General features: G+C 73.1%; 17 protein-coding genes. 3 read left to right on the top strand and 14 right to left on the bottom strand.

Translation table 11 applies throughout. The features are described from left to right. Positions 1-6: 6 nt before the first annotated feature. From xdhC to N801_RS02425, 4 genes are read right to left on the bottom strand one after another with little or no spacing between them, the layout of a single operon-like run. Positions 7-870: a xanthine dehydrogenase accessory protein XdhC gene (xdhC, locus tag N801_RS02440; protein WP_035932473.1), complete on the bottom strand. Its 864-nt coding sequence runs from the start codon at positions 868-870 to the stop codon at positions 7-9. Between the two features lie 3 nt (positions 871-873). Continuing rightward, positions 874-3,312, bottom strand: coding sequence for a xanthine dehydrogenase molybdopterin binding subunit (gene xdhB, locus N801_RS02435; RefSeq protein ID WP_035932472.1), 2,439 nt, complete (start codon positions 3,310-3,312; stop codon positions 874-876). After that, the gene (locus tag N801_RS02430; RefSeq protein ID WP_084108079.1) at positions 3,309-4,805 is read right to left on the bottom strand and encodes a xanthine dehydrogenase small subunit; all 1,497 of its coding nucleotides are present in this window, start codon (positions 4,803-4,805) and stop codon (positions 3,309-3,311) included. Before N801_RS02430 ends, xdhB begins: the two co-directional genes overlap by 4 nt. A 21-nt stretch (positions 4,806-4,826) precedes the next feature. Continuing rightward, positions 4,827-5,291, bottom strand: a complete 465-nt coding sequence (locus tag N801_RS02425) for a mycothiol transferase (RefSeq protein WP_035932470.1) — start codon at positions 5,289-5,291, stop codon at positions 4,827-4,829. Positions 5,292-5,383: 92 nt separating this feature from the next. On the opposite strand from N801_RS02425, the gene N801_RS02420 reads away from it, so the two are divergent. Continuing rightward, the gene (locus tag N801_RS02420) at positions 5,384-6,895 is read left to right on the top strand and encodes a long-chain-fatty-acid--CoA ligase (RefSeq protein ID WP_035932469.1); all 1,512 of its coding nucleotides are present in this window, start codon (positions 5,384-5,386) and stop codon (positions 6,893-6,895) included. A 102-nt stretch (positions 6,896-6,997) separates the two neighbouring features. Here N801_RS02420 and N801_RS02415 read toward each other — a convergent pair whose 3' ends face one another. The 3 genes from N801_RS02415 to N801_RS02405 are packed head-to-tail and all read right to left on the bottom strand — an operon-like array spanning position 6,998 to position 9,644. Next, the gene (locus tag N801_RS02415) at positions 6,998-8,005 is read right to left on the bottom strand and encodes a DMT family transporter (RefSeq protein ID WP_052112522.1); all 1,008 of its coding nucleotides are present in this window, start codon (positions 8,003-8,005) and stop codon (positions 6,998-7,000) included. Beyond that, the gene (locus tag N801_RS02410) at positions 8,005-9,006 is read right to left on the bottom strand and encodes a uroporphyrinogen decarboxylase/cobalamine-independent methonine synthase family protein (protein ID WP_035932467.1); all 1,002 of its coding nucleotides are present in this window, start codon (positions 9,004-9,006) and stop codon (positions 8,005-8,007) included. The genes N801_RS02415 and N801_RS02410 overlap by 1 nt, the downstream gene beginning before the upstream one ends. After that, complete coding sequence (locus tag N801_RS02405) at positions 9,003-9,644, bottom strand: pyridoxamine 5'-phosphate oxidase family protein (protein WP_211254657.1); 642 nt, start codon at positions 9,642-9,644, stop codon at positions 9,003-9,005. The genes N801_RS02410 and N801_RS02405 overlap by 4 nt, the downstream gene beginning before the upstream one ends. A gap of 78 nt (positions 9,645-9,722) precedes the next feature. Between N801_RS02405 and pdxR the strand changes: the two genes are divergently transcribed. Beyond that, on the top strand, positions 9,723-11,144 hold the full coding sequence (pdxR, locus tag N801_RS02400; protein ID WP_035932466.1) for a MocR-like pyridoxine biosynthesis transcription factor PdxR: 1,422 nt from the start codon (positions 9,723-9,725) through the stop codon (positions 11,142-11,144). A 175-nt stretch (positions 11,145-11,319) separates the two neighbouring features. Here pdxR and N801_RS02395 read toward each other — a convergent pair whose 3' ends face one another. From N801_RS02395 to N801_RS02375, 5 genes are all read right to left on the bottom strand, one after another. Next, positions 11,320-12,294, bottom strand: a complete 975-nt coding sequence (locus N801_RS02395) for a pirin family protein (RefSeq protein ID WP_035932465.1) — start codon at positions 12,292-12,294, stop codon at positions 11,320-11,322. Between the two features lie 33 nt (positions 12,295-12,327). Then, a complete protein-coding gene (mnmA, locus tag N801_RS02390) occupies positions 12,328-13,503 on the bottom strand; it encodes a tRNA 2-thiouridine(34) synthase MnmA (protein WP_035932464.1) in 1,176 nt (391 codons plus the stop codon). After that, positions 13,503-14,687: a cysteine desulfurase family protein gene (locus tag N801_RS02385; RefSeq protein WP_084108075.1), complete on the bottom strand. Its 1,185-nt coding sequence runs from the start codon at positions 14,685-14,687 to the stop codon at positions 13,503-13,505. The genes mnmA and N801_RS02385 overlap by 1 nt, the downstream gene beginning before the upstream one ends. A 111-nt stretch (positions 14,688-14,798) precedes the next feature. Further along, positions 14,799-15,755, bottom strand: a complete 957-nt coding sequence (locus N801_RS02380) for an electron transfer flavoprotein subunit alpha/FixB family protein (protein WP_035932463.1) — start codon at positions 15,753-15,755, stop codon at positions 14,799-14,801. 12 nt (positions 15,756-15,767) lie between these two features. Then, positions 15,768-16,559 carry an electron transfer flavoprotein subunit beta/FixA family protein gene (locus N801_RS02375; protein ID WP_035932461.1) on the bottom strand — a complete coding sequence of 264 codons (792 nt, stop codon included), beginning with the start codon at positions 16,557-16,559 and terminating at the stop codon, positions 15,768-15,770. 205 nt (positions 16,560-16,764) lie between these two features. Here N801_RS02375 and N801_RS02370 point away from each other — a divergent pair, with 205 nt between their 5' ends. Then, positions 16,765-17,367, top strand: coding sequence for an HAD family hydrolase (locus N801_RS02370; protein ID WP_035932459.1), 603 nt, complete (start codon positions 16,765-16,767; stop codon positions 17,365-17,367). Positions 17,368-17,376: 9 nt separating this feature from the next. Here the strand turns inward: N801_RS02370 and N801_RS02365 are convergent, their stop codons facing one another. Both N801_RS02365 and N801_RS02360 read right to left on the bottom strand, forming a co-directional pair. Next, on the bottom strand, positions 17,377-18,180 hold the full coding sequence (locus N801_RS02365) for an enoyl-CoA hydratase/isomerase family protein (RefSeq protein WP_035932456.1): 804 nt from the start codon (positions 18,178-18,180) through the stop codon (positions 17,377-17,379). Beyond that, positions 18,180-18,704, bottom strand: coding sequence for a T3SS (YopN, CesT) and YbjN peptide-binding chaperone 1 (locus tag N801_RS02360; protein WP_035932453.1), 525 nt, complete (start codon positions 18,702-18,704; stop codon positions 18,180-18,182). The genes N801_RS02365 and N801_RS02360 overlap by 1 nt, the downstream gene beginning before the upstream one ends. Positions 18,705-18,748 lie beyond the last annotated feature (44 nt).

Below are 18,748 nucleotides of genomic sequence, written 5' to 3'. Positions count from 1 at the left end.
CAAACCCTAGACATCTGCCGTGGTTCTCCCGTCTGCCGGGCTCTCGCCCTCCCGAGAGGGCCCCGACGACGCGGCCGTGAACCGGATGAGCAGGTCGGCGGCCACGCCCACCGCGATCGTCGCCGGGTCCTTGCCGGCGAGCTGTGGGAGCCCGATCGGGGTGGTGACCCGCGCGACGTCGCTCTCGGCGAGGCCTCCCTCCGTGAGGAGCCGGCGCCGCAGCCGCGCCCACTTGGCGCTGGAGCCGATGAGCCCGACGGAGGCGAGACCGTCGGTGCGCAGGGCCGCGTCGAGGATCGCCGCGTCCTCGGCGTGGTCGTGCGTCATGACGAGCACGTGCGTACCCGAGGGGAGCTCCCCGAGGACGAGCTCGGGCAGGACCGGGACGGGGTGGGGGTGAACCCGCGCGTCGGCATCGGCGAGAGGGGCGAGCACGTCCTCGCGCAGGGCCTCGGGCCGGGTGTCGACGAGGTGCAGGTCGAGGTCGTGACGGGCCAGGATGCGGGCGAGCTCGTGGCCGACGTGGCCCATGCCGAAAATGGCGACGACCGGTGCCACCGGAAGCGGCTCGAGGAGCACGCTCACCTCCCCGCCGCAGCACTGCATGCCGTGCTGGAACGGTGCCTTGTCGGACAGCGACGACGTGAAGGTCTCCGGGGTCGCGCGTCCCTCGTCGAGCATCTGCCGGGACCGTTCGACGGCGGCGGCCTCGAGGTTGCCCCCTCCGATCGTGTCCCAGGTCCCCGTCCGACCCACGACCATCTTGGCGCCCGCCTCGCGAGGTGCGTGGCCCCGCACCTCCGTCAGGGTCACCAGCACCCCTGGTTCCCCGTCCGTGCGGAGCCGCTCGACGGCTCGCAGCCAGCGCACGGCTCAGGCCTCCGACAGGTGCTGCAGTGCGGACTCCGACTCCGGGTGCCGGGTGGGCGCTGCCGGGTCGGCCTCCGGGGGGGTGGGTCCGGGTCCGGCCTCGACCTCGGGGTCGTGCCCGGCCCGGGCCTCCTGCAGCGCCCAGTACACCGCCTCGGGGGTCGCCGGGCTCGCGAGGTCGACGCTGGTGCCCTCGGGCCCGAAGGCCGCACACGCCTGACGCAGCGCCTCGCGCACCGCGAAGGCCAGCATGAGTGGCGGTTCACCGACTGCCTTGGACCCGTACACGGCGCCCTCCTCGTGTGCCCGCTCGAGCAGCGTGACGTTGAGGACCGGCGGCATCTCGGAGAAGCTCGGCAGCTTGTACGTGCTGGCGGATGCGGTGGCCAGGCGGCCACGGTGCTCACCGTCGCCGGTGTCCCAGCGCAGGTCCTCGAGGGTGAGCCAGCCGGCACCCTGGACGTAGGCTCCCTCGATCTGCCCGACGTCGACGAGCGGCGAGAGGCTGTCGCCGACGTCGTGCACGATGTCGACGCGCAGGGTGCGGTGAGCACCGGTGAACCCGTCGACCTCGACCTCCGTCGCGGCAACCCCGTGCGCGAAGTACTTGAACGGGCTCCCCCGCATCACCGTGGAGTTCCAGTGCAGCCCCTCGGTCCGGTAGTAACCGGCGGCGAAGAGCTGGGTCCGGGCGAAGTAGGCCGAGTGCACGAGGTCCGCCCACGGCAGCGTGTGCTCGGTGCCGAGACCGGAGACGACCCCGCCCGAGAAGCGCACGTCCGGGGCGGGCACCCCCAGCCGCTGGGCGGCCACGTGGGCGAGGCGCTCGCGGATCTGTTCGCACGCGTCCTTGACCGCCCCGCCGTTGAGGTCGGCGCCCGACGACGCCGCGGTCGCCGAGGTGTTGGGGACCTTGTCGGTGCGGGTCGGTGCGAGCCGGACGATCTCCGGGAGGACGCCCAACGTGGTCGCCGCGACCTGCAGCATCTTGGTGTGCAGTCCCTGTCCCATCTCGGTGCCGCCGTGGTTGACGAGGACGGACCCGTCCTTGTAGACGTGCACCAGCGCACCGGCCTGGTTGAACGCGGTGAGGTTGAAGGAGATCCCGAACTTCACCGGCGTGACGGCGACCGAGCGCTTGAGGTGCTCGTGGGTCGCGTTGAACTCGGCGATCTCGGCCCGGCGCCGGGCGAGGTCCCCGTCCTCGGCCACCTGGTCCCAGGCGCGCTGGACGCGCTCGGCCTGTGTGATGACCTGCCCGTACGGCGTGGTCTGGCCGTCCTCGTAGAAGTTGCGGCGACGGAGCTCGTGCGGCTCGATGCCCAGCAGGGGGGCACACCGGCCGAGGATGTCCTCGATGACGAGCATCCCCTGCGGGCCGCCGAAGCCGCGGAACGCGGTCTGGGACGTCTTGTGGGTGCGGGCGACCCTGCCCGTCACCCTCACGTCGGGGATCCAGTAGTTGTTGTCGACGTGGCACAGGGCCCGGGCGAGCACCGGCTCGGAGAGGTCCAGGCTCCAGCCGCCGTCGGAGGTCAGGGTCGCCTCGAGCGCCTGCAACAGGCCCGCGTCGTCGAAGCCGACACGCCACCGCGCATGGAACCCGTGCCGCTTGCCGGACATCGTGAGGTCCTGGGTGCGGTTGAGCCTCAGCCGGACCGGCCGCCCGGTGAGCGTGGCGCCCAGGGCCGCGACCGCGGCATACCCGTGCGGCTGCATCTCCTTGCCGCCGAAGCCGCCGCCCATGCGCAGGCACTGGACGGTGACCTCGTGGTTGCGCAGCCCCAGGACGTGGGCCACGATCTCCTGGGTCTCGGTCGGGTGCTGCGTGCTGCTCTGCACGAAGAGGCGACCGTCGTCCTCGACCGTCGCCAGGGCAGCGTGCGTCTCCAGGTAGAAGTGCTCCTGCCCGGCGAGCTCGAGCTCGCCGTGGAAGACGTGCGAGGACCGCGCGAGCGCTGCCTCCGCGTCTCCCCGCTGGACCGTGGGCTGCGCCCCCTGGAAGCTCTCCGCTGCGATCGCCTCGGCCAGCGTGATGATCGACGGGAGCGGCTCGTAGTCGACCTCGACGGCGACGGCGCCGCGGCGGGCGGCCTCCAGGCTCTCGCCGAGCACCCAGCAGACGGCGTGGCCGTGGAAGCAGACCTCGCTCGGGAAGAGCGGCTCGTCGTGCTTGACGCCCGCGTCGTTGATGCCGGGCACGTCCTCGGCCGTGAGCACCCGCACGACACCCGGCACGGCGTATGCCGGCCGCACCCGCAGCCCGGTGACGCGGGCTCGCGCGTGGGGCGCCTGCACCGGCCACGCGTGCAGCACGTCCTTCGTGCGCGGGTGCAGGTCGTCGGTGTAGAGGGCGCGGCCGGTGACGTGCAGCGCCGCCGACTCGTGGCGCACGGCCTGCCCGACGACGGCGGCGGCGGGACGCTCGGACAGCCGGCTCACGGCGCGACCCGCGAGATGGTGCCCTGCTCGGCGTACAGCCTGTGGAGCGACTGGCCGAGCATGGCGCTGCGGTAGCGGTCGCTGGCCCGGTGGTCGGACAGCGGTGTGCCCTCTGTCGCAAGGACGCTCGCGGCCGCGGTCACGGTCTCGGGCGTCCAGCGAGCGCCCTCGAGCGCCGCCTCGGTGCGCAGAGCGCGGATCGGCGTCGCCGCGACACCGCCGAGACCAATCCTCGCCCGGGTCACGGTGCCGTCCACGACGTCGAGGGCGAAGGCGACGGCGACGCTGGAGATGTCGTCGAAGCGCCGTTTGGCGACCTTGTGGAAGGCGACGAGCGCGGAGAGGGGCAGGGGGACCCGGACCTCGCGGATGAGCTCGCCGGGTTGCCGGATGCTCTCGCGGTAGCCGGTGAAGTAGTCGGCCAGCGCCACGACGCGCTCGCCGCCCGGGCCGGACAGCACGAGAGAGGCGTCGAGCGCCAGCAGCGCCGGCGCGCAGTCGCCGATCGGCGACGCGGTGCCCACGTTGCCGCCGAGCGTGGCGCCGTTGCGGATGAGGGGGGAGGCGAACTGGGGGAACAGCCGCGCGAGGAGCGGCACCCGCCCGCCCAGCCCCCGCTCGATCTCGGTGAGGGTGAGGGCGGCGCCGATCCGGACCTCGTCGTCGGCGACCCGGAGGTCGCGCAGCTCGGGCAGCCGGTCGACGGCGACGAGCAGCGGGGGGCGGGACCCCTTGAGGTTGAGCTCCACGCCGACGTCGGTGGAGCCGGCCAGGACCACCGCGTCGGGGTGGTCGGCGAGGAGCTGCACCGTCTCCGCGAGGGTGGACGGGCGCACGAACTCGGCACCGTCGGCCACGAGCCGGGTGGGCCGTGCCGGGGTCGGGGCGGAGAGGCGCCGCTTCGCGAAGGGGTCGGACTCCTCCGGCAGGCCGAGGGCGTATGCCGCGTCGCGGATGGGCCGGTACCCCGTGCACCGGCACAGGTTGCCCGACAGTGCGGCCAGGTCGAACCCGTTCGGGCCGTGCTCGTGGTCGGCAGTGACGTCCGGCTCGGACGCGTGCTCCGGCCCGGCGGCCGTGCGGCCGGCCCGGTAGAACTCCGCCGCCATCGAGCAGACGAAGCCCGGGGTGCAGTAGCCGCACTGCGACCCTCCGCGGTCGGCGAGCTCCTGCTGCACGGGGTGCAGCCGGTCGGGGGCGCCGAGCCCTTCGACCGTGACGACCTCCTGACCGTCCAGGGCAGCGACGGGCACGAGGCAGGAGTTCACGGCCACCCACTCGGTCGCGGTCCCGTCGGTGCCGGCCCGGGCCACCATGACCGCGCAGGCGCCGCACTCCCCCTCGGCGCAGCCCTCCTTGCTGCCGGTGAGACCCCGGTCGCGCAGCCAGTCGAGCGTCGTCGTGTGCGGGGTGGCGGAGTCCCCGAGGGGCACGCTCACCCCGTTGACGGTCAGGAAGGCCGTCGTGGCCGCCGCGGGCGACATCCTCGTCATGATCGTCGATCCTAGGGCGGATCAGTCCTGGCGCGCGGCGGCAAGGAGGACGTCGCGGGTGACCTCGAGCTGACCGAGGTGCTGGACGAGCTCCTGGTGGACGTGCATGAGGACCTCGCCCTGCGTGGCGTACCCGTCGTCGCGCCCGGCCGGCGGGTTGGCGGGCGGCGCGTCGACGACGGCCGCGAGGGCATCCTCGTGCAGCCGGGCGCGGCCGAAGTCCAGGAGCGCGAGCGCCGCGTCGACGGTCCCGGTCGCCGTGAACTCCTCGTCCCGGTCGCGGGGGACGACGATCCCACGGTTGACCGTGCGGCCCCACCGGCCCATGACGCCGACGACGTGCGAGACGAGGGCGAACGCCGAGTTGGACCCCTCGACGCCCGGGACCGTCGCGTTGACGAGAGGGTCACCGAGCTGACGCACGATGCCGGCATACGCATCGAGGGCCTCGTCGCAGAAGGTGAGGTAGGAGTCGATGGTGAGCACGTACAGGAGTCTTTCAGGGTGACCGCCCCCCACGGAGCCGTCCCACGGACCAGAATGGCGGCGACCCCGCCACGGCAAAGGAGCCAGTCACCATGGGCAGCGCAGAGTCCAACCTCGCCTCGAACCTCGTCCGCACCGCCACGTCGATGCCGGACCGCCCGGCGCTCAAGGTGGCCGGGCAGGACATCACCTACCAGCAGCTCCACGGCATGGCGGCCAAGCTCGCCGGAGCCCTGCGCGCCAACGGGATCGAGCCGGGTGACCGCGTCGCGCTCATCCTCCCCAACGTCCCCGCGTTCCCCGTCGCGTTCTTCGGGACGCTGCTCGCGGGCGGCGTCGTCGTCCCGATGAACCCGCTGCTCAAGGCCGGGGAGATCGACTTCTTCTTCACCAACTCGGGCGCCAAGGTCGCCTTCGTCTGGCCCGACTTCGTCAGCGAGGCCACCAAGGGCGCCGAGAACTCGGGGACACGGATCGTCGAGTGCGGGCCCATGGGTCCGGTCGAGGGCAGCTTCGACGGGGGCGAACCCATCGCCGAGCCCACCGAGCGCGAGGGCGACGACACCGCGATCATCCTCTACACCTCGGGCACGACCGGCCGCCCGAAGGGTGCCGAGCTCACCCACGACAACGTCAACCTCAACGCGAAGCGCTGCGCCGAGGACATCCAGGAGGTCACCCCGGACGACGTCATCATGGGCTGCCTGCCGCTCTTCCACGTCTTCGGACTGGTCGTCGGGCTCAACGCCGCCGTGCGGGTCGGCGCCTCGCTCGCGCTCATCCCCAGGTTCGACCCGGCCGCCGCGATCAAGGTCATCGGCGACGAGAAGGTGACGATCATGCAGGGGGTGCCGACGATGTATGCCGCGATCCTCAACCACCCGGACGCCGACAGCCTCGACGCGTCGTCGCTGCGCACCTGCGCCTCGGGTGGGTCGGCCATGCCGCTCGAGGTGATGAAGGCGTTCGAGGAGAAGTTCGGGTGCGTCATCCTCGAGGGCTACGGCCTGTCCGAGACCTCACCGGTCGCGTCCTTCAACATGCCCACCCGCGAGCGCAAGCCGGGCACCATCGGTCTGGCCATCCCCGGATGCGAGATGCGCGTCATCGACGAGGACGGCAAGGAGGTCCCGGACGGCACCGTCGGCGAGATCGCCATCCGCGGCGACAACGTCATGAAGGGCTACTGGCAGAACCCGGAGGCGACGGCGGAGGCGATCCCCGACGGGTGGTTCCGCACCGGCGACATGGCCACCCGCGACGAGGAGGGCTACTACACGATCGTCGACCGCAAGAAGGACATGATCCTGCGTGGCGGCATGAACGTGTACCCGCGCGAGGTCGAGGAGGTCATCTACCAGCACCCCGACGTCCTCGAGGTGGCCGTCGTGGCCGTCCCCGACGAGCTCTACGGCGAGCAGGTGGGCGCCGGCGTGGCGCTGCGCGAGGGGTCGACGGCCACGGCCGAGGACATCATCGAGTTCACGAAGGAGCGCATCGCCGCCTACAAGTACCCCCGCACGGTGTGGCTGCTCGACGAGCTCCCCAAGGGCCCCACCGGCAAGATCCTGCGCCGCGAGGTGCGACCCCCGGCAGCGGGCTGACGCCCGTCCCCGACCGTCCCGGAACGCGCCGGGTGTCGGGGATCCGGGGCCACGGCGAGGTGGAGGACCCCGGATAGCCGACACCGCACGCGGCGGGCGGCGTCAGGTGCGAGGCACCGCCGGCGCCGCCTCGGGAGCCGGTGCGGCCAGCCGCCGCGACGGGGCGTTGATCACGGCGGCCGCGGCCAGGACGATGACGAAGCCGACGACCTCGAACAGTCCGAGCGCCTCCCCGAGGACGAGGACGCCGAGGAGCACCGAGACGATGGGGATGAGGTAGGTGATCGTCGAGCCGATGATGGGTCCGGCGCCACGGACGACGTCGAACTGGAGGATGTAGGCCGCGCCGGTGCCGACCACCCCGAGCGCGAGGATGCACAGCAGCGGCAGCCAGACCCAGCCGCCACCGGCGCTCCCGGCCTCGATCTGCGACGTGCCGAGCCGGGCCCGGTCGTAGGCCCAGATCGACGCGAGCCCCCCGGGCTGGACCGCGCCCCACACGAGGGTCACCGGGACCATGGCCACGGTCCCCATGAGCAGGGTCGCCGCGGGCTGGCTCAGCCCGCCGAGGTCGGCGCGGGCGAGGAAGCGCCGGTTGTAGGTCCACCCGACGCCGTAGCAGGCACCGCCGAGCAGGGCCATCCCGAAGCCGGCGAGGTCGGGCCGGGCGCTCGTCCACGGCTGCATGATCGTCACGACGCCGACGAACCCGACGACCACGGCCACGACCTTCGAGCGGGTCGCGCGGGCCCCGGGCAGGAACGCCATCGTCGCGAGCACCGTGGCGATGGGCGTGGTCGCGTTGCCGATGCCGGCGAGCGCGGAGCTCACCCGGGTCTCGGACAGCGCGAACAGGGTGAACGGGATGGTGCCGAGCAGCAGCCCGGTGACGACGAGGTGCCCCCACACCCAACGCTCCCGCGGCAGCGACCCGCCGCGCAGGAACAGCAGGGCGAGGATCGTCACGGCTCCGGTGACCAGCCGCAGGGCGGCGATCTGGACCGCCGACAGCGACTCGAGCCCGACCTTCATGAGCAGGAAGCTCGACCCCCAGATGAAGACGAGGGCGAGGTACTTCGCCTGCCAGGGGATGCGGGGAACGGGTGACATCAGCCCAGCTCCTTCTCCGTCAGCTCGCGCGCGGTGTCGATGGCCACCCGGAGAACGCCGACGGCCCCCTGCGGTGTGAGCGCGGGCATCCCGCAGGCCGGAGTGATCGTGACGTCGGCGAGCGAGGAGACCGGGAGTCCCACCCGGGCGAAGCCGTCGACGACCCGCGCCGTCGCGTCGCGCACCGCACCGGCGGAGTCCGTGACCGCCGCGACCGGCACGACGCCGGCCCAGAGCCCCACACCGGACTCGACGGCCGCCGCGATGGCCTCCCAGCGTGGCGGCGACGCCGCGGTGAGGTCGAGGGAGAGCGCGCTGGCGCCGGTGGCGGCGAGCACCTGAACGGGGGCGTCGGGGTGGCAGGAGTGCAGGACGACGTCGCCCTCGTGGGCCTCCCGCACCTCGCGTATGCCGCGTGCCACCTCGACGCGGCCGACCGGCCGCACGCGACCGTAGCCGGACGCGGTGGGGAGGTCGCCGCGCAGGACGGCGACCACCGAGGGCTCGTCGAGCTGGACGGTCAGCACCGCGCCGGGGACGAGCCGCTGCACCTCGAGCACGTGGCGGCGGACGCCCTCGGCGAGCGAGGCGACGACGTCACGGCGGGCGCCCGCGTCGGAGAGGGAGCGCTCGCCGCGGTTGAGCTCGATCGAGCCCGCGAGGGTCCACGGGCCGGCGACCTGGATCTTGAGCGGGCCGGCATACCCGTCGTAGGCCTCGGCCAGCTCGTCGAGGTCACGGCGCAGGAACGAGCGGGCCCGCGCGAGGTCGCGACCGGGTCGGTCGGTGAAGCGCCAGCCGGAGGGCTGGAGGTCGACGGAGAGGTCGGCGAGCAGGGCCGCGGACCGGCCGATGAGGTCGGTACCGGGACCGCGGGCGGGCAGCTCCGGGAGGTGTGGCACCCCGAGCCCGTCGGCGTCGCCGAGGAGGTCGCGCACGGCGACGACGGCCTCCCGGGTCGACTCGCCCGGCCAGGATCCGACTCCGGAGACATGGGTCACGCGAGAACTCTCGCACCCGCGAAGTCCCTCACCGACCGCGGCACCTCCTGAGCGGTCGAGGTGGGGGCGGGCTCGGGCTCGAGGGCGACGGTCCGCAGCTCGACGAGGCCGTGCCAGGCGTCGGTGGGCTCGGTGGGGGCGCTCGCCGTGCCGGTGCGGGTCTTGACCATGAAGCCACCCTCGGCGATGGGCAGCGCCATGGCCAGGGTCCTGGACTGCTCCTGCCGCGTCATGGGGCGGACCTCGGCCGTGCGCCCGGGCAGGATCCGCTCCGAGAGCACGTCGAGGGCGATGGTCCGGTCCACGTCCCGAAGGGGCGTGAGGTGGCCGTGCACGACCGCCGAGCGGTAGTTCGCGGACGAGTCGAAGGTCGTCGGACCGACGACGAGCGCGTCGACCGCGATGACGGCCAAGGCCGCGGGCGCACCGGCGGCGACGTGGCGCAGCGCCCCGGCGCCGGTCGAGCCGTGCAGGAGGATGCGGTCCCCGTCGCGGGCGAAGATCATGGGCACCACCCACGGCTTCCCGTCGACGACGGTGCTCAGCGTCCCCGCGAGGACGTCGTCGAGGAGGGCGTCGAGGGCGGCGCGCTCGGTGGAGCCGCGCTCCTGGTGTCGGTGCAGGCTGAGGTCGGTCACGCGTCCATCGTCGGTGCGCAACTGGATCATTGCCGAGATCCACTATGGGCCGATCGCCAGGACCGGTATTCTGGTCGGATGCCCCGGGTCCCGCGTGCCGCCGGCCTCCCGCTGCGGCTCGAGCCCTCCGACCGTCCGCTGCGACACCGCATCGCCGACGCGGTCGTCACCGAGCTGCGCGAGGGCCGGCTCCGCCCGGGAGACCCGCTCCCCTCGACCCGGGTGCTCGCGACCGCGCTGACGATCTCGCGCGGACCCGTCGTCGCGGCCTACGACGAGCTGTCGGCGGCCGGCTTCATCGAGACGCGGCCGGGTTCGGGCGCGGTGGTCGCGCCGCTCGCCGACCGGGCGGCCCGGGCGGGCGCCCTCTCCTCCGTCGAGCCCATGGAGCCGTGCCCGACACCACGGCGGCGACCCCCGCCGCGCGAGGCCCGCTTCGACCTGCGGCCCGGGCTTCCCGACATCGGCTTCCTCGACCGGGCCGCGTGGCGGCGGGCGTGGCGGGTCGCCGCCTCGAAGGTCCCGACCATCGACCTCAGCCAGGCGCCGGACCACGCCCGGCTGCGACACGTCCTCGCCGACCACATCCGCCGCAGCCGCGGGATCGCGGTCGACCCCGAGGAGCTGCTCGTCACGCCCGGGGTGAGCGCGACCCTGCAGGCGCTGCCCGCCGCCCTGGGGCTCATCGGGCGCACCGTCGCCCTCGAGGACCCGGGGTACGTCGAGGCGTGGACGGCGTTCTCGGACGGCGGTGTGCGCATCCGGGCGGTGGCCGTGGACGATGACGGCCTCGACCCCGCCCTGCTCGGCCGCACCGACGCCGCGGTGTACGTCACGCCGTCGCACCAGTACCCGCTGGGGGCGCGGATGCCGGTCGCCCGCCGCACCGCCCTCCTCGACTGGGCCCGGCGCGACGGCGGGCTCGTCATCGAGGACGACTACGACGGGGAGTTCCGCTACGACGTCTCCCCGCTGCCGGCGCTCCGGTCGCTCGAGGGTGCCGACGACCACGTCCTCTACGTCGGCACGGCCTCGAAGATCCTCGTACCCACCCTGCGCGTCTCGTGGCTGCTGCCACCCCGCCACCTCCACGAGGCGATCCGGGGCGAGCTCGACCGGCGCAGCCTCCTCGTCAACGAGATGACCGGCGCCGCGGTGGCCGAGTTCATCGCCAGCGGCGCCCTGTCCGCGCACCACGCCCGGGCGGCGCGGACGTATGCCGGCCGCCGCAGCCGCGTCGTCGCCGCCCTGGCCCGCCACCTCCCCGAGCACCGGCTCAGCGGCGTCGACGCGGGCCTCCACCTCGTGCTGCTCCTGCCCGACGACGTCGACGACCACGAGGTGTCGACGGCGCTGCTGGGCCGCGGCGTCCTCGTCAACCCGCTCTCGGCCTACTGCGTCGAGGCGACGCGACGCGGGCTCGTCATCGGCTACGCCGGCCTGCCCGAGACCCACGCCGACGCCGCCGTCCGCGCGCTCGCCCACGTCCTCCTCACGTAGCCCCCACCCGCCCTCGCTCCCCCTCCGCTTCCCCAGCGTCCGCACCCCTGGTCGAGAACGCGACCACCTCTGCGGACGCGCGCACCCGGCATACGGGCTGCGTCCGCAACCCTGGTCGAGAACGCGACCACCTCTGCGGACGCACGCACCCGCCCCCCCACGGGCGGGAGGGCGGTCAGAGGACGTCGTGGCCGGGGTGCGGCTCGGACGGGATGGTCCCGAGACGCCCGGCCTGGAAGTCCTCGAACGCCTGCACCAGCTCGGCGCGGGTGTTCATGACGAACGGGCCGTAGGCGGCGACCGGTTCGCGGATGGGTCGCCCTCCCATGACGTAGAGGTCGAGGCTGGGGCTGCGGCTCTCCTGGCTGTCATCCGCACCGACCTCGATGACGTCCCCGGCCCCGAGGACGGCCAACTGGCCCATGCGCAGCGGCCGGCGTTCGGCGCCCACGGTGCCGCGACCGCTGAGGGCGTAGACGAGGGCGTTGTAGCCCGGGTTCCAGGGCAGCCGGACGCGGGCGCCGGGCGCCACGGTCGCGTGGACGATGCTGATCGGCGTGTGGGTGATGCCCGGGCCCGCGTGGCCGTCGAGGTCACCGGCGATGACGCGGAGGAGCGCGCCACCGTCCGGGCTCGAGAGCAGCGCGACCTCGCCACCACGGATGTCCTGGTAGCGGGGCGGCGACATCTTCATCGTCCTCGGCAGGTTGACCCACAGCTGGAGGCCGTGGAAGAGGCCACCACTGACGACGAGCGACTCCGGCGGGGTCTCGATGTGGAGCAGGCCGGACCCCGCGGTCATCCACTGGGTGTCGCCGTCGGTGATGCGCCCACCACCCCCGTGCGAGTCACGGTGCACGAAGCTGCCGTCGATGATGTAGGTCACCGTCTCGAAGCCGCGGTGCGGGTGCCACGAGGTGCCCTTGGGCTCGCCCGGTGCGTACTCCACCTCGCCCATCTGGTCCATGTGGATGAACGGGTCGAGCGCCGCGAGGTCGACTCCCGCGAACGCCCGGCGCACGGGGAAGCCCTCGCCCTCGAAACCCTGCGGCGCCGTCGTCACCCCGAGCACGGGCCGGCTCGGCGCCGCGGCCTCCGGCACGCCGACACGCGGGAGGGTGAGGATGTTGTCGACGGTCACAGCAGGCATGACGGCTCCTTCGCTCGTGTCCCCGGTGCGGGACTATCCACCTGGTACCAACGTGCTTGAATGCTCAACTGTTCCGCCGGGACGGACGGCCACGGAGTGCTCCCGGCCCGACTGGTCGGTCGACGCGATGGTCGCCGACCCGACGACCCGGGTCCCGTCGTAGAGGACGACCGACTGGCCGGGCGCGACCCCCCGGACGCGCTCGTCGAGCCGGACGTGCACGACCTCCGCGAGGTCCACATCGACGTGGACCGACGCGGCGTACTCCTCACCGTGCGCACGCACCTGCGCCCCCAGCCGGACCTCGCCGGTCGGCGCCGGGCCGCACCACCGGGCGTGGTCGGCCCGGATGACGTCGACCCCGAGCAGGTCCTGGGTGCCGATGAGGACGCGGTTGGTCGGGGCGTCGACGCCGACGACGTAGCGGGGGTCCCCGTCGAGCGCCGAGCGGTCGAGCCCGAGGGCGCGTCGCTGCCCGACCGTGAACCCGTACGCCCCCGCATGCGCCCCCACGACCTCGCCGCTCGCGACGTCGACGAGGTCGCCGGGCTGCTCGCCGAGCCGGGAGGTCAGCCACCCGCGGGTGTCGCCGTCGGGGATGAAGCAGATGTCGTAGGAGTCCGGCTTCTTCGCCACGGAGAACCCCCTCGCCGCAGCCTCCTCGCGGATCTGCGGCTTGGCGGTGTCGCCGAGCGGGAAGAACGCCCGCGCCAGCTGGTCGGCGTCGAGCACCCCGAGCACGTACGACTGGTCCTTGGCCGGGTCGACCGCGCGGTGCAGCTCGCGCACCACCGACCCGTCGGCACCGGCCCGCTCGACGACCTGGGCGTAGTGCCCGGTCGCGACCGCGTCGAAGCCGAGGGCGACGGCGCGGTCGAGCAGGGCCGCGAACTTGATCGACTCGTTGCAGCGCAGGCACGGGTTGGGCGTGCGACCGGCGGCGTACTCCGCGACGAAGTCGTCCATGACGTCGCGCTGGAACCGCTCGGCCATGTCCCACACGTAGAACGGGATGCCGAGCCGGTCGGCGACCCGGCGCGCGTCGCCCGCGTCCTCGATGGTGCAGCACCCGCGCGCGGACTCCCGCAGGGTCGCGGCCGAGCGCGAGAGGGCCAGGTGGACGCCGACGACCTCGTGCCCGGCGTCGAGCATCCGGGCCGCGGCGACCGCGGAGTCGACCCCCCCGCTCATCGCGGCGACGACGCGCATCAGGCTGCTCCGCTCGCACGTCGGGCGCGCTCGACGACCGCCGGCAGGGCGGCGAGGAACGCGTCGACGTCCGCCTCGGTGGACGTGTGGCCGAGCGAGAGCCGCAGTGCACCGCGCGCCTCCGCCTCGGCGTAGCCCATGGCGAGCAGCACGTGGCTCGGCTGCGGGACACCGGCCTGGCACGCGGACCCGGTGGAGCACTCGACCCCGGCGGCGTCGAGCAGGTAGAGCAGCGAGTCGCCCTCGCACCCGGGCACGAGGAGGTGGGCGTTGCCGGGCAGCCGGTCGAGCAGCTCGCCCTCGGTCCAGCAGCCGCTCACCGTGACACCGAGGTCGAGCCCGAGCGCCCCGGCGACGAGTCGGTCGCGCAGGCCGGCGAGCCGGGCCGCGGAGGCCTCCTGCTGCGCGACGGCTTCGGTGAGCGCCACCGCGAACGCGCGTATGCCGGCCGCGTCCAGGGTGCCCGAGCGCACCTGCCGCTCCTGCCCGCCGCCGTGGACGAGGGGGACCATCCGGGCGTCGCGACGGGCCAGGAGGGCGCCGACGCCGACGGGGCCGCCGACCTTGTGGGCCGAGACGGTCATGAGGTCGGCGCCGCTGGCCGAGAAGTCGACGGGCAGCTGGCCGACCGCCTGGACGGCGTCGGTGTGGAACGGCACGCCGGCCTCGCGGGCGACGGCGGCGAGGTCGGCGACCGGCTGGACGGTCCCCACCTCGTTGTTGGCCCACATGACGCTCGCCAGCGCGGGTGCGGCACCGGAACCGGGGGCGAGCGCGGCACGCAGGTCGTCGACCGCGATGTGCCCGCACCGGTCCGGCTCGAGCCAGGTGACCTCGGCGCCCCCACGCCTGACGAGGTGCTGGACGGGGTCGAGGACGGCATGGTGCTCGATGCCGCTGACGACGATGCGGTGCGCGTCCGCGGAGTGGCTGCGGGCGGCATACGTGCCCTTGATGGCGAGGTTGTCGGCCTCGGTGCCGCCGGAGGTGAAGACGACCTCCGAGGGCCGCGCGCCGAGGGCGCCGGCGATCTCCTCGCGGGACTCCTCGACGACGGCACGGGCGGCCCGGCCGGAGGTGTGCAGCGACGACGGGTTGCCGCCCCGCTCGGACTGCTCGAGCCACGCGTCGCGTGCCGACGCCCGCATGGGGGTCGTCGCGGCATGGTCCAGGTACGCGCTCACCCGCGAATTCTACGTTCGCCCCGGCCTTTGCTCCCCATGGGCGAAACGTGAGGGTCCGGAGGCTTCAGAAGCCTCCGGACCCTCGCGTCACCTCCGCTCGGAGGGGCGTGCTCAGCCCTTGGCCTTCTTCACGGCCTCGGTCGCCTGCGGAAGGACGGTGAAGAGGTCACCGACGACACCGAAGTCGACGAGCTCGAAGATCGGGGCCTCCTCGTCCTTGTTGACCGCGACGATCGTCTTGGACGTCTGCATGCCGGCGCGGTGCTGGATCGCCCCGGAGATGCCGGCCGCGACGTAGAGCTGCGGCGAGACCTGCTTGCCGGTCTGGCCGACCTGGTTGCTGTGCGGGTACCAGCCGGCGTCGACGGCGGCGCGGCTCGCACCCACCGCCGCTCCGAGGCTGTCGGCGAACGCCTCGACGGGGCCGAAGTCACCACCGGTGCCACGGCCGCCGGAGACGACGATCGCCGCCTCGGTGAGCTCCGGGCGACCGGTCGCCGCCTTGGGGCTGGACTCGACGACCCTGACCGCCTTGGCGGCGTCGGAGAGGGTCAGCTCGACCTTCTCGATGGTGCCGGCCGCGGGCGAGGCCTCGATCGGGGCGGAGTTGGGCTTGACGGCGACGATGGCCGAGCCCTTCGTGATGGTGGAGGTGACGGAGTACGAGCCGGCGAAGACCGACTGCGTCGTCTCGACACCCTCGCCACCGGCGCGGACGTCGACGGCGTCGGTGATGAGACCCGACTCGGTGCGGATGGCGAGCCGGGCGGCGATCTCCTTGCCGGCGGCGTTGCTCGGGATGAGCACCGCGACGGGAGAGGTCCTCTCGACGAGCGACGCGAGGATCTCGGCCTGCGGGGCGACGAGGTACTCGAGGGCGTCGGGGGCGTCGTAGACGTAGACCTTGGCGGCGCCGTACTTGGCGAGGGTGACCTGCGCGGTCTCGGCGCCGGGGCCGATGTGCACCGCGGAGGGCTCGCCGAGGCGACGGGCCAGGGTCAGCAGCTCGGCGGTCGACTTGCGAACCTTGCCGCCGGCGTGGTCGACGAGGACGAGAACTTCAGCCATGGGTGATTCTCCTCAGAGGAACTTCTGGGCGGACAGGAACTCGGCGAGCTTGGTGCCACCGTCGCCCTCGTCGGTGACGAGCTGGCCCTGCTCACGCGGCGGGCGCTTGGTGAAGGAGGTGACCCTCGTCCACGCGGCATCCAGGCCGACGCGCCCGGGCTCGATGCCGAGGTCCGCGAGGGTCCACGTCTCGACCGGCTTCTTCTTCGCGGCCATGATCCCCTTGAACGAGGGGTAGCGCGGCTCGTTGATCTGGTCGGTGACCGAGACCAGCGCCGGGAGCGCCGACTCGATCGTCTCGGACGCGACGTCGCCGTCGCGACGGATCCGCACCGTCTGACCGTCGATGGTCAGCTCCGAGGCGTAGGTGACCTGCGGGAGGCCGAGGCGCTCGGCGACCATCGCGGGCACGACGCCCATGACGCCGTCGGTCGAGGACATGCCGGTGATGACGAGGTCGGGGGCACCGCCGCCGGAGGCCTTCTTGATCGCCTCGGCGAGCACCAGCGAGGTGGCCGGCGCGTCGGAGCCGTGGATGGCCTCGTCGCTGACGTGGACGGCCTTGTCGGCGCCCATCTGCAGCGCCTTCTTGAGGGCGTCGACCGCCTTCTCCGGCCCGACGGTGAGGACGGTGACCTCACCCTCGCCGGCCTCCGCGAGCTTGAGCGCCTCCTCGACGGCGTACTCGTCGAGCTCGGACAGGAGCCCCTCGACGCCGGCGCGGTCCGTGGTGCTGTCGGCCTCGTTGAAGGAACGGTCGGACTGTGCGTCAGGCACGTACTTGACGCAGACGACGATGTTCATGCGTGCCTCGTCCTCATCTCTCGGGGGGTGGATCCATGGGGTCTCACGACTGCACCCGAGCGTATGCCGGGTGCCTGCGCTCCGGAGAATCGTGCGGGCGTGACGGTGGGCACAGAAACCGCCCTGACGCCCAGCCCCACACCGATCCGCCAGTGAGAGAACATCGAGGGAACACCCGAGCACCCGAGGTGAGGAGACCGGCCGCGTGATCAAGGTCCTGCTGCTCGACCTCGACGGGGTGCTGCGCCACTGGGACGCGTCCCACGCCGCGACGGTCGAGACGACCTACGGCCTGCCGCCGGGGGTGCTCACCCGGGCCGCCTACGACCCGGCCCGCTTCGTCCCCGCCCTGACCGGGGCGGTCGACGACCGGACGTGGCGGGACTCCGTCGTCGCGGCGCTCGCGGTCGAGCACGGCGACGTGGCCCGGGACGCGGTGACCGAGTGGATGCTCCCCGCGGGGCGCGTCGACCCCGACGTCCTCGAGGTGGTGCGACGGGCCCGCACGATGGCCCGCGTCATCCTGCTCACCAACGCCACGAGCCGGCTCCACGACGACCTCGAGCGGCTCGGCCTCGTCGACGAGGTGGACGGGGTCGTGAGCAGCGCCGACCTCGGCCTCGCCAAGCCAGACCCCGACGCGTTCAGCCGGGCGGCGCTGCGCCACCACCTGATGTTCAGCGAGATCGCCTACGTCGACGCCTCCCGCCAGAACATCGCGACCGCCGAGATCCTCGGGATCACCTCGCACCTCTACGAGGACGTCGAGGGTCTGAGCACGTTCGTCGACGAGGTCCTCACGGGTTGAGCCGCCCGGTCAGGCTCCCTCGAACGTCGCCTTGCCGGGACCGTTCTCGACGAAGGAGCGCATCCCGGTCTCGCGGTCCCTCGTGGCGAACAGCGAGGTGAAGAGCATCCGCTCGATCTCGAGCCCGCTCTGGAGGTCGACCTCGAGCCCCGAGTCGATGGCCTCCTTGGCCGCGCGGACCGCGTAGGCCGGCCCACCGGCATACCGCTTCATCATCCGCCTGGCGGCGGCGAGCACCGGGTCGGCCCCGTCGTGCGGCCCGTCCTCGAGGTCGACCACCTGGTCGACGAGGCCGATCGCGAGCGCCTCGTCGGCATCGACGAAGCGACCCGTGAAGATGATGTCCTTGGCCCGGGCTGGACCGACGAGGCGGGCCAGGCGCTGCGTGCCGCCGGCCCCCGGAATGATGCCGAGGAGGATTTCCGGCTGGCCCAGCCTGGCGCCGCGGGCGGCGATCCGGAAGTCGCACGCGAGGGCGACCTCGCACCCGCCGCCCAGGGCGTAGCCGGTGATGGCGGCCACCGTCGGCTTGGGGATGCGGGCCAGCGCGCGGGTGAAGTCCTGGAGCAGCAGCGAGTGGTCGGCCATGTCGGTGTAGGACATGTCGACCATCTGCTTGATGTCGGCGCCGGCGGCGAAGACCTTGGCGCCGCCGTAGACGATGACCGCGGCGACGTCCTTGCGCTCGGTGGCCTCCTGGGAGGCGGCGATGAGACCGTGCTGCATCTCGTCGTTGAGCGCGTTCATCGGCGGGCGGTCGAGGCGGATGACGCCGATCCCGTCCTCGACCTCCAACCGCACGACCTGGGACATCAGCTGCCCTGGCCCGGGGTGGAGCCGTTGGCCTCCGGGCCGGCCTCGTCCTGGGGCGGGCCGGACTGGTCGGACTGGCCCTGGCCGGGCTCGAGGCCGAGGGCGCGCTCGTGCCACAGCTGGACCGCGGAGAGGATGATCGAGGTGCTCACCTGGACGAGCGTCGCGACCTCGGCACCGGGGACGACGAGGTGCTCGCTCGTGACGACGAGGGTGTTGTTGGCGACCCCGGTCTTGACGCAGTTGAGCGACAGGTTGACCTCGTTGCACGTGGCCGAGACCTTGGCGGTGTCGCTGGCGACCTCGTCGGGGAGGGTCCACTGGCCGAAGATGCGCATGACGGGGAGCTCGCCCTCGGTGACGCGCACGAAGATCGTCTGCTCGTTGGCCTGGTAGGCCACGTCGCCGTCGGTGTCGAGGTTGGGCTGGGCGCCCATGTCGACGAGGACGTCGAGGACGCGACCGCGCAGCGGGTGCTCGTCTGCGGGCGGCGGGAAGCTGGGGAGGGAGGTGGGATCACTCATGCCACCACCTTGTCATGCGAGCGATCCGACGCGCGCGGGAGCCG

It is taken from the genome of Knoellia aerolata DSM 18566 (assembly GCF_000768695.1).
Classification (GTDB): Bacteria; Actinomycetota; Actinomycetes; order Actinomycetales; family Dermatophilaceae; genus Knoellia; species Knoellia aerolata.
The sequence above is the reverse complement of the archived record's forward strand: the minus strand, read 5'-3'. Positions and strand labels throughout refer to the sequence as shown.

What these genes read in the sequence shown, in the direction of transcription:
- N801_RS02430 (WP_084108079.1), bottom strand. Translation starts at nt 4,805, where the DNA reads ATGACGAGGATGTCGCCCGCGGCGGCCACGACGGCCTTCCTGACCGTC.
- N801_RS02420 (WP_035932469.1), top strand. Translation starts at nt 5,384, where the DNA reads ATGGGCAGCGCAGAGTCCAACCTCGCCTCGAACCTCGTCCGCACCGCC.
- N801_RS02415 (WP_052112522.1), bottom strand. Translation starts at nt 8,005, where the DNA reads ATGTCACCCGTTCCCCGCATCCCCTGGCAGGCGAAGTACCTCGCCCTC.
- pdxR (WP_035932466.1), top strand. Translation starts at nt 9,723, where the DNA reads ATGCCCCGGGTCCCGCGTGCCGCCGGCCTCCCGCTGCGGCTCGAGCCC.
- N801_RS02395 (WP_035932465.1), bottom strand. Translation starts at nt 12,294, where the DNA reads ATGCCTGCTGTGACCGTCGACAACATCCTCACCCTCCCGCGTGTCGGC.
- mnmA (WP_035932464.1), bottom strand. Translation starts at nt 13,503, where the DNA reads ATGCGCGTCGTCGCCGCGATGAGCGGGGGGGTCGACTCCGCGGTCGCC.
- N801_RS02380 (WP_035932463.1), bottom strand. Translation starts at nt 15,755, where the DNA reads ATGGCTGAAGTTCTCGTCCTCGTCGACCACGCCGGCGGCAAGGTTCGC.
- N801_RS02375 (WP_035932461.1), bottom strand. Translation starts at nt 16,559, where the DNA reads ATGAACATCGTCGTCTGCGTCAAGTACGTGCCTGACGCACAGTCCGAC.
- N801_RS02365 (WP_035932456.1), bottom strand. Translation starts at nt 18,180, where the DNA reads ATGTCCCAGGTCGTGCGGTTGGAGGTCGAGGACGGGATCGGCGTCATC.
- N801_RS02360 (WP_035932453.1), bottom strand. Translation starts at nt 18,704, where the DNA reads ATGAGTGATCCCACCTCCCTCCCCAGCTTCCCGCCGCCCGCAGACGAG.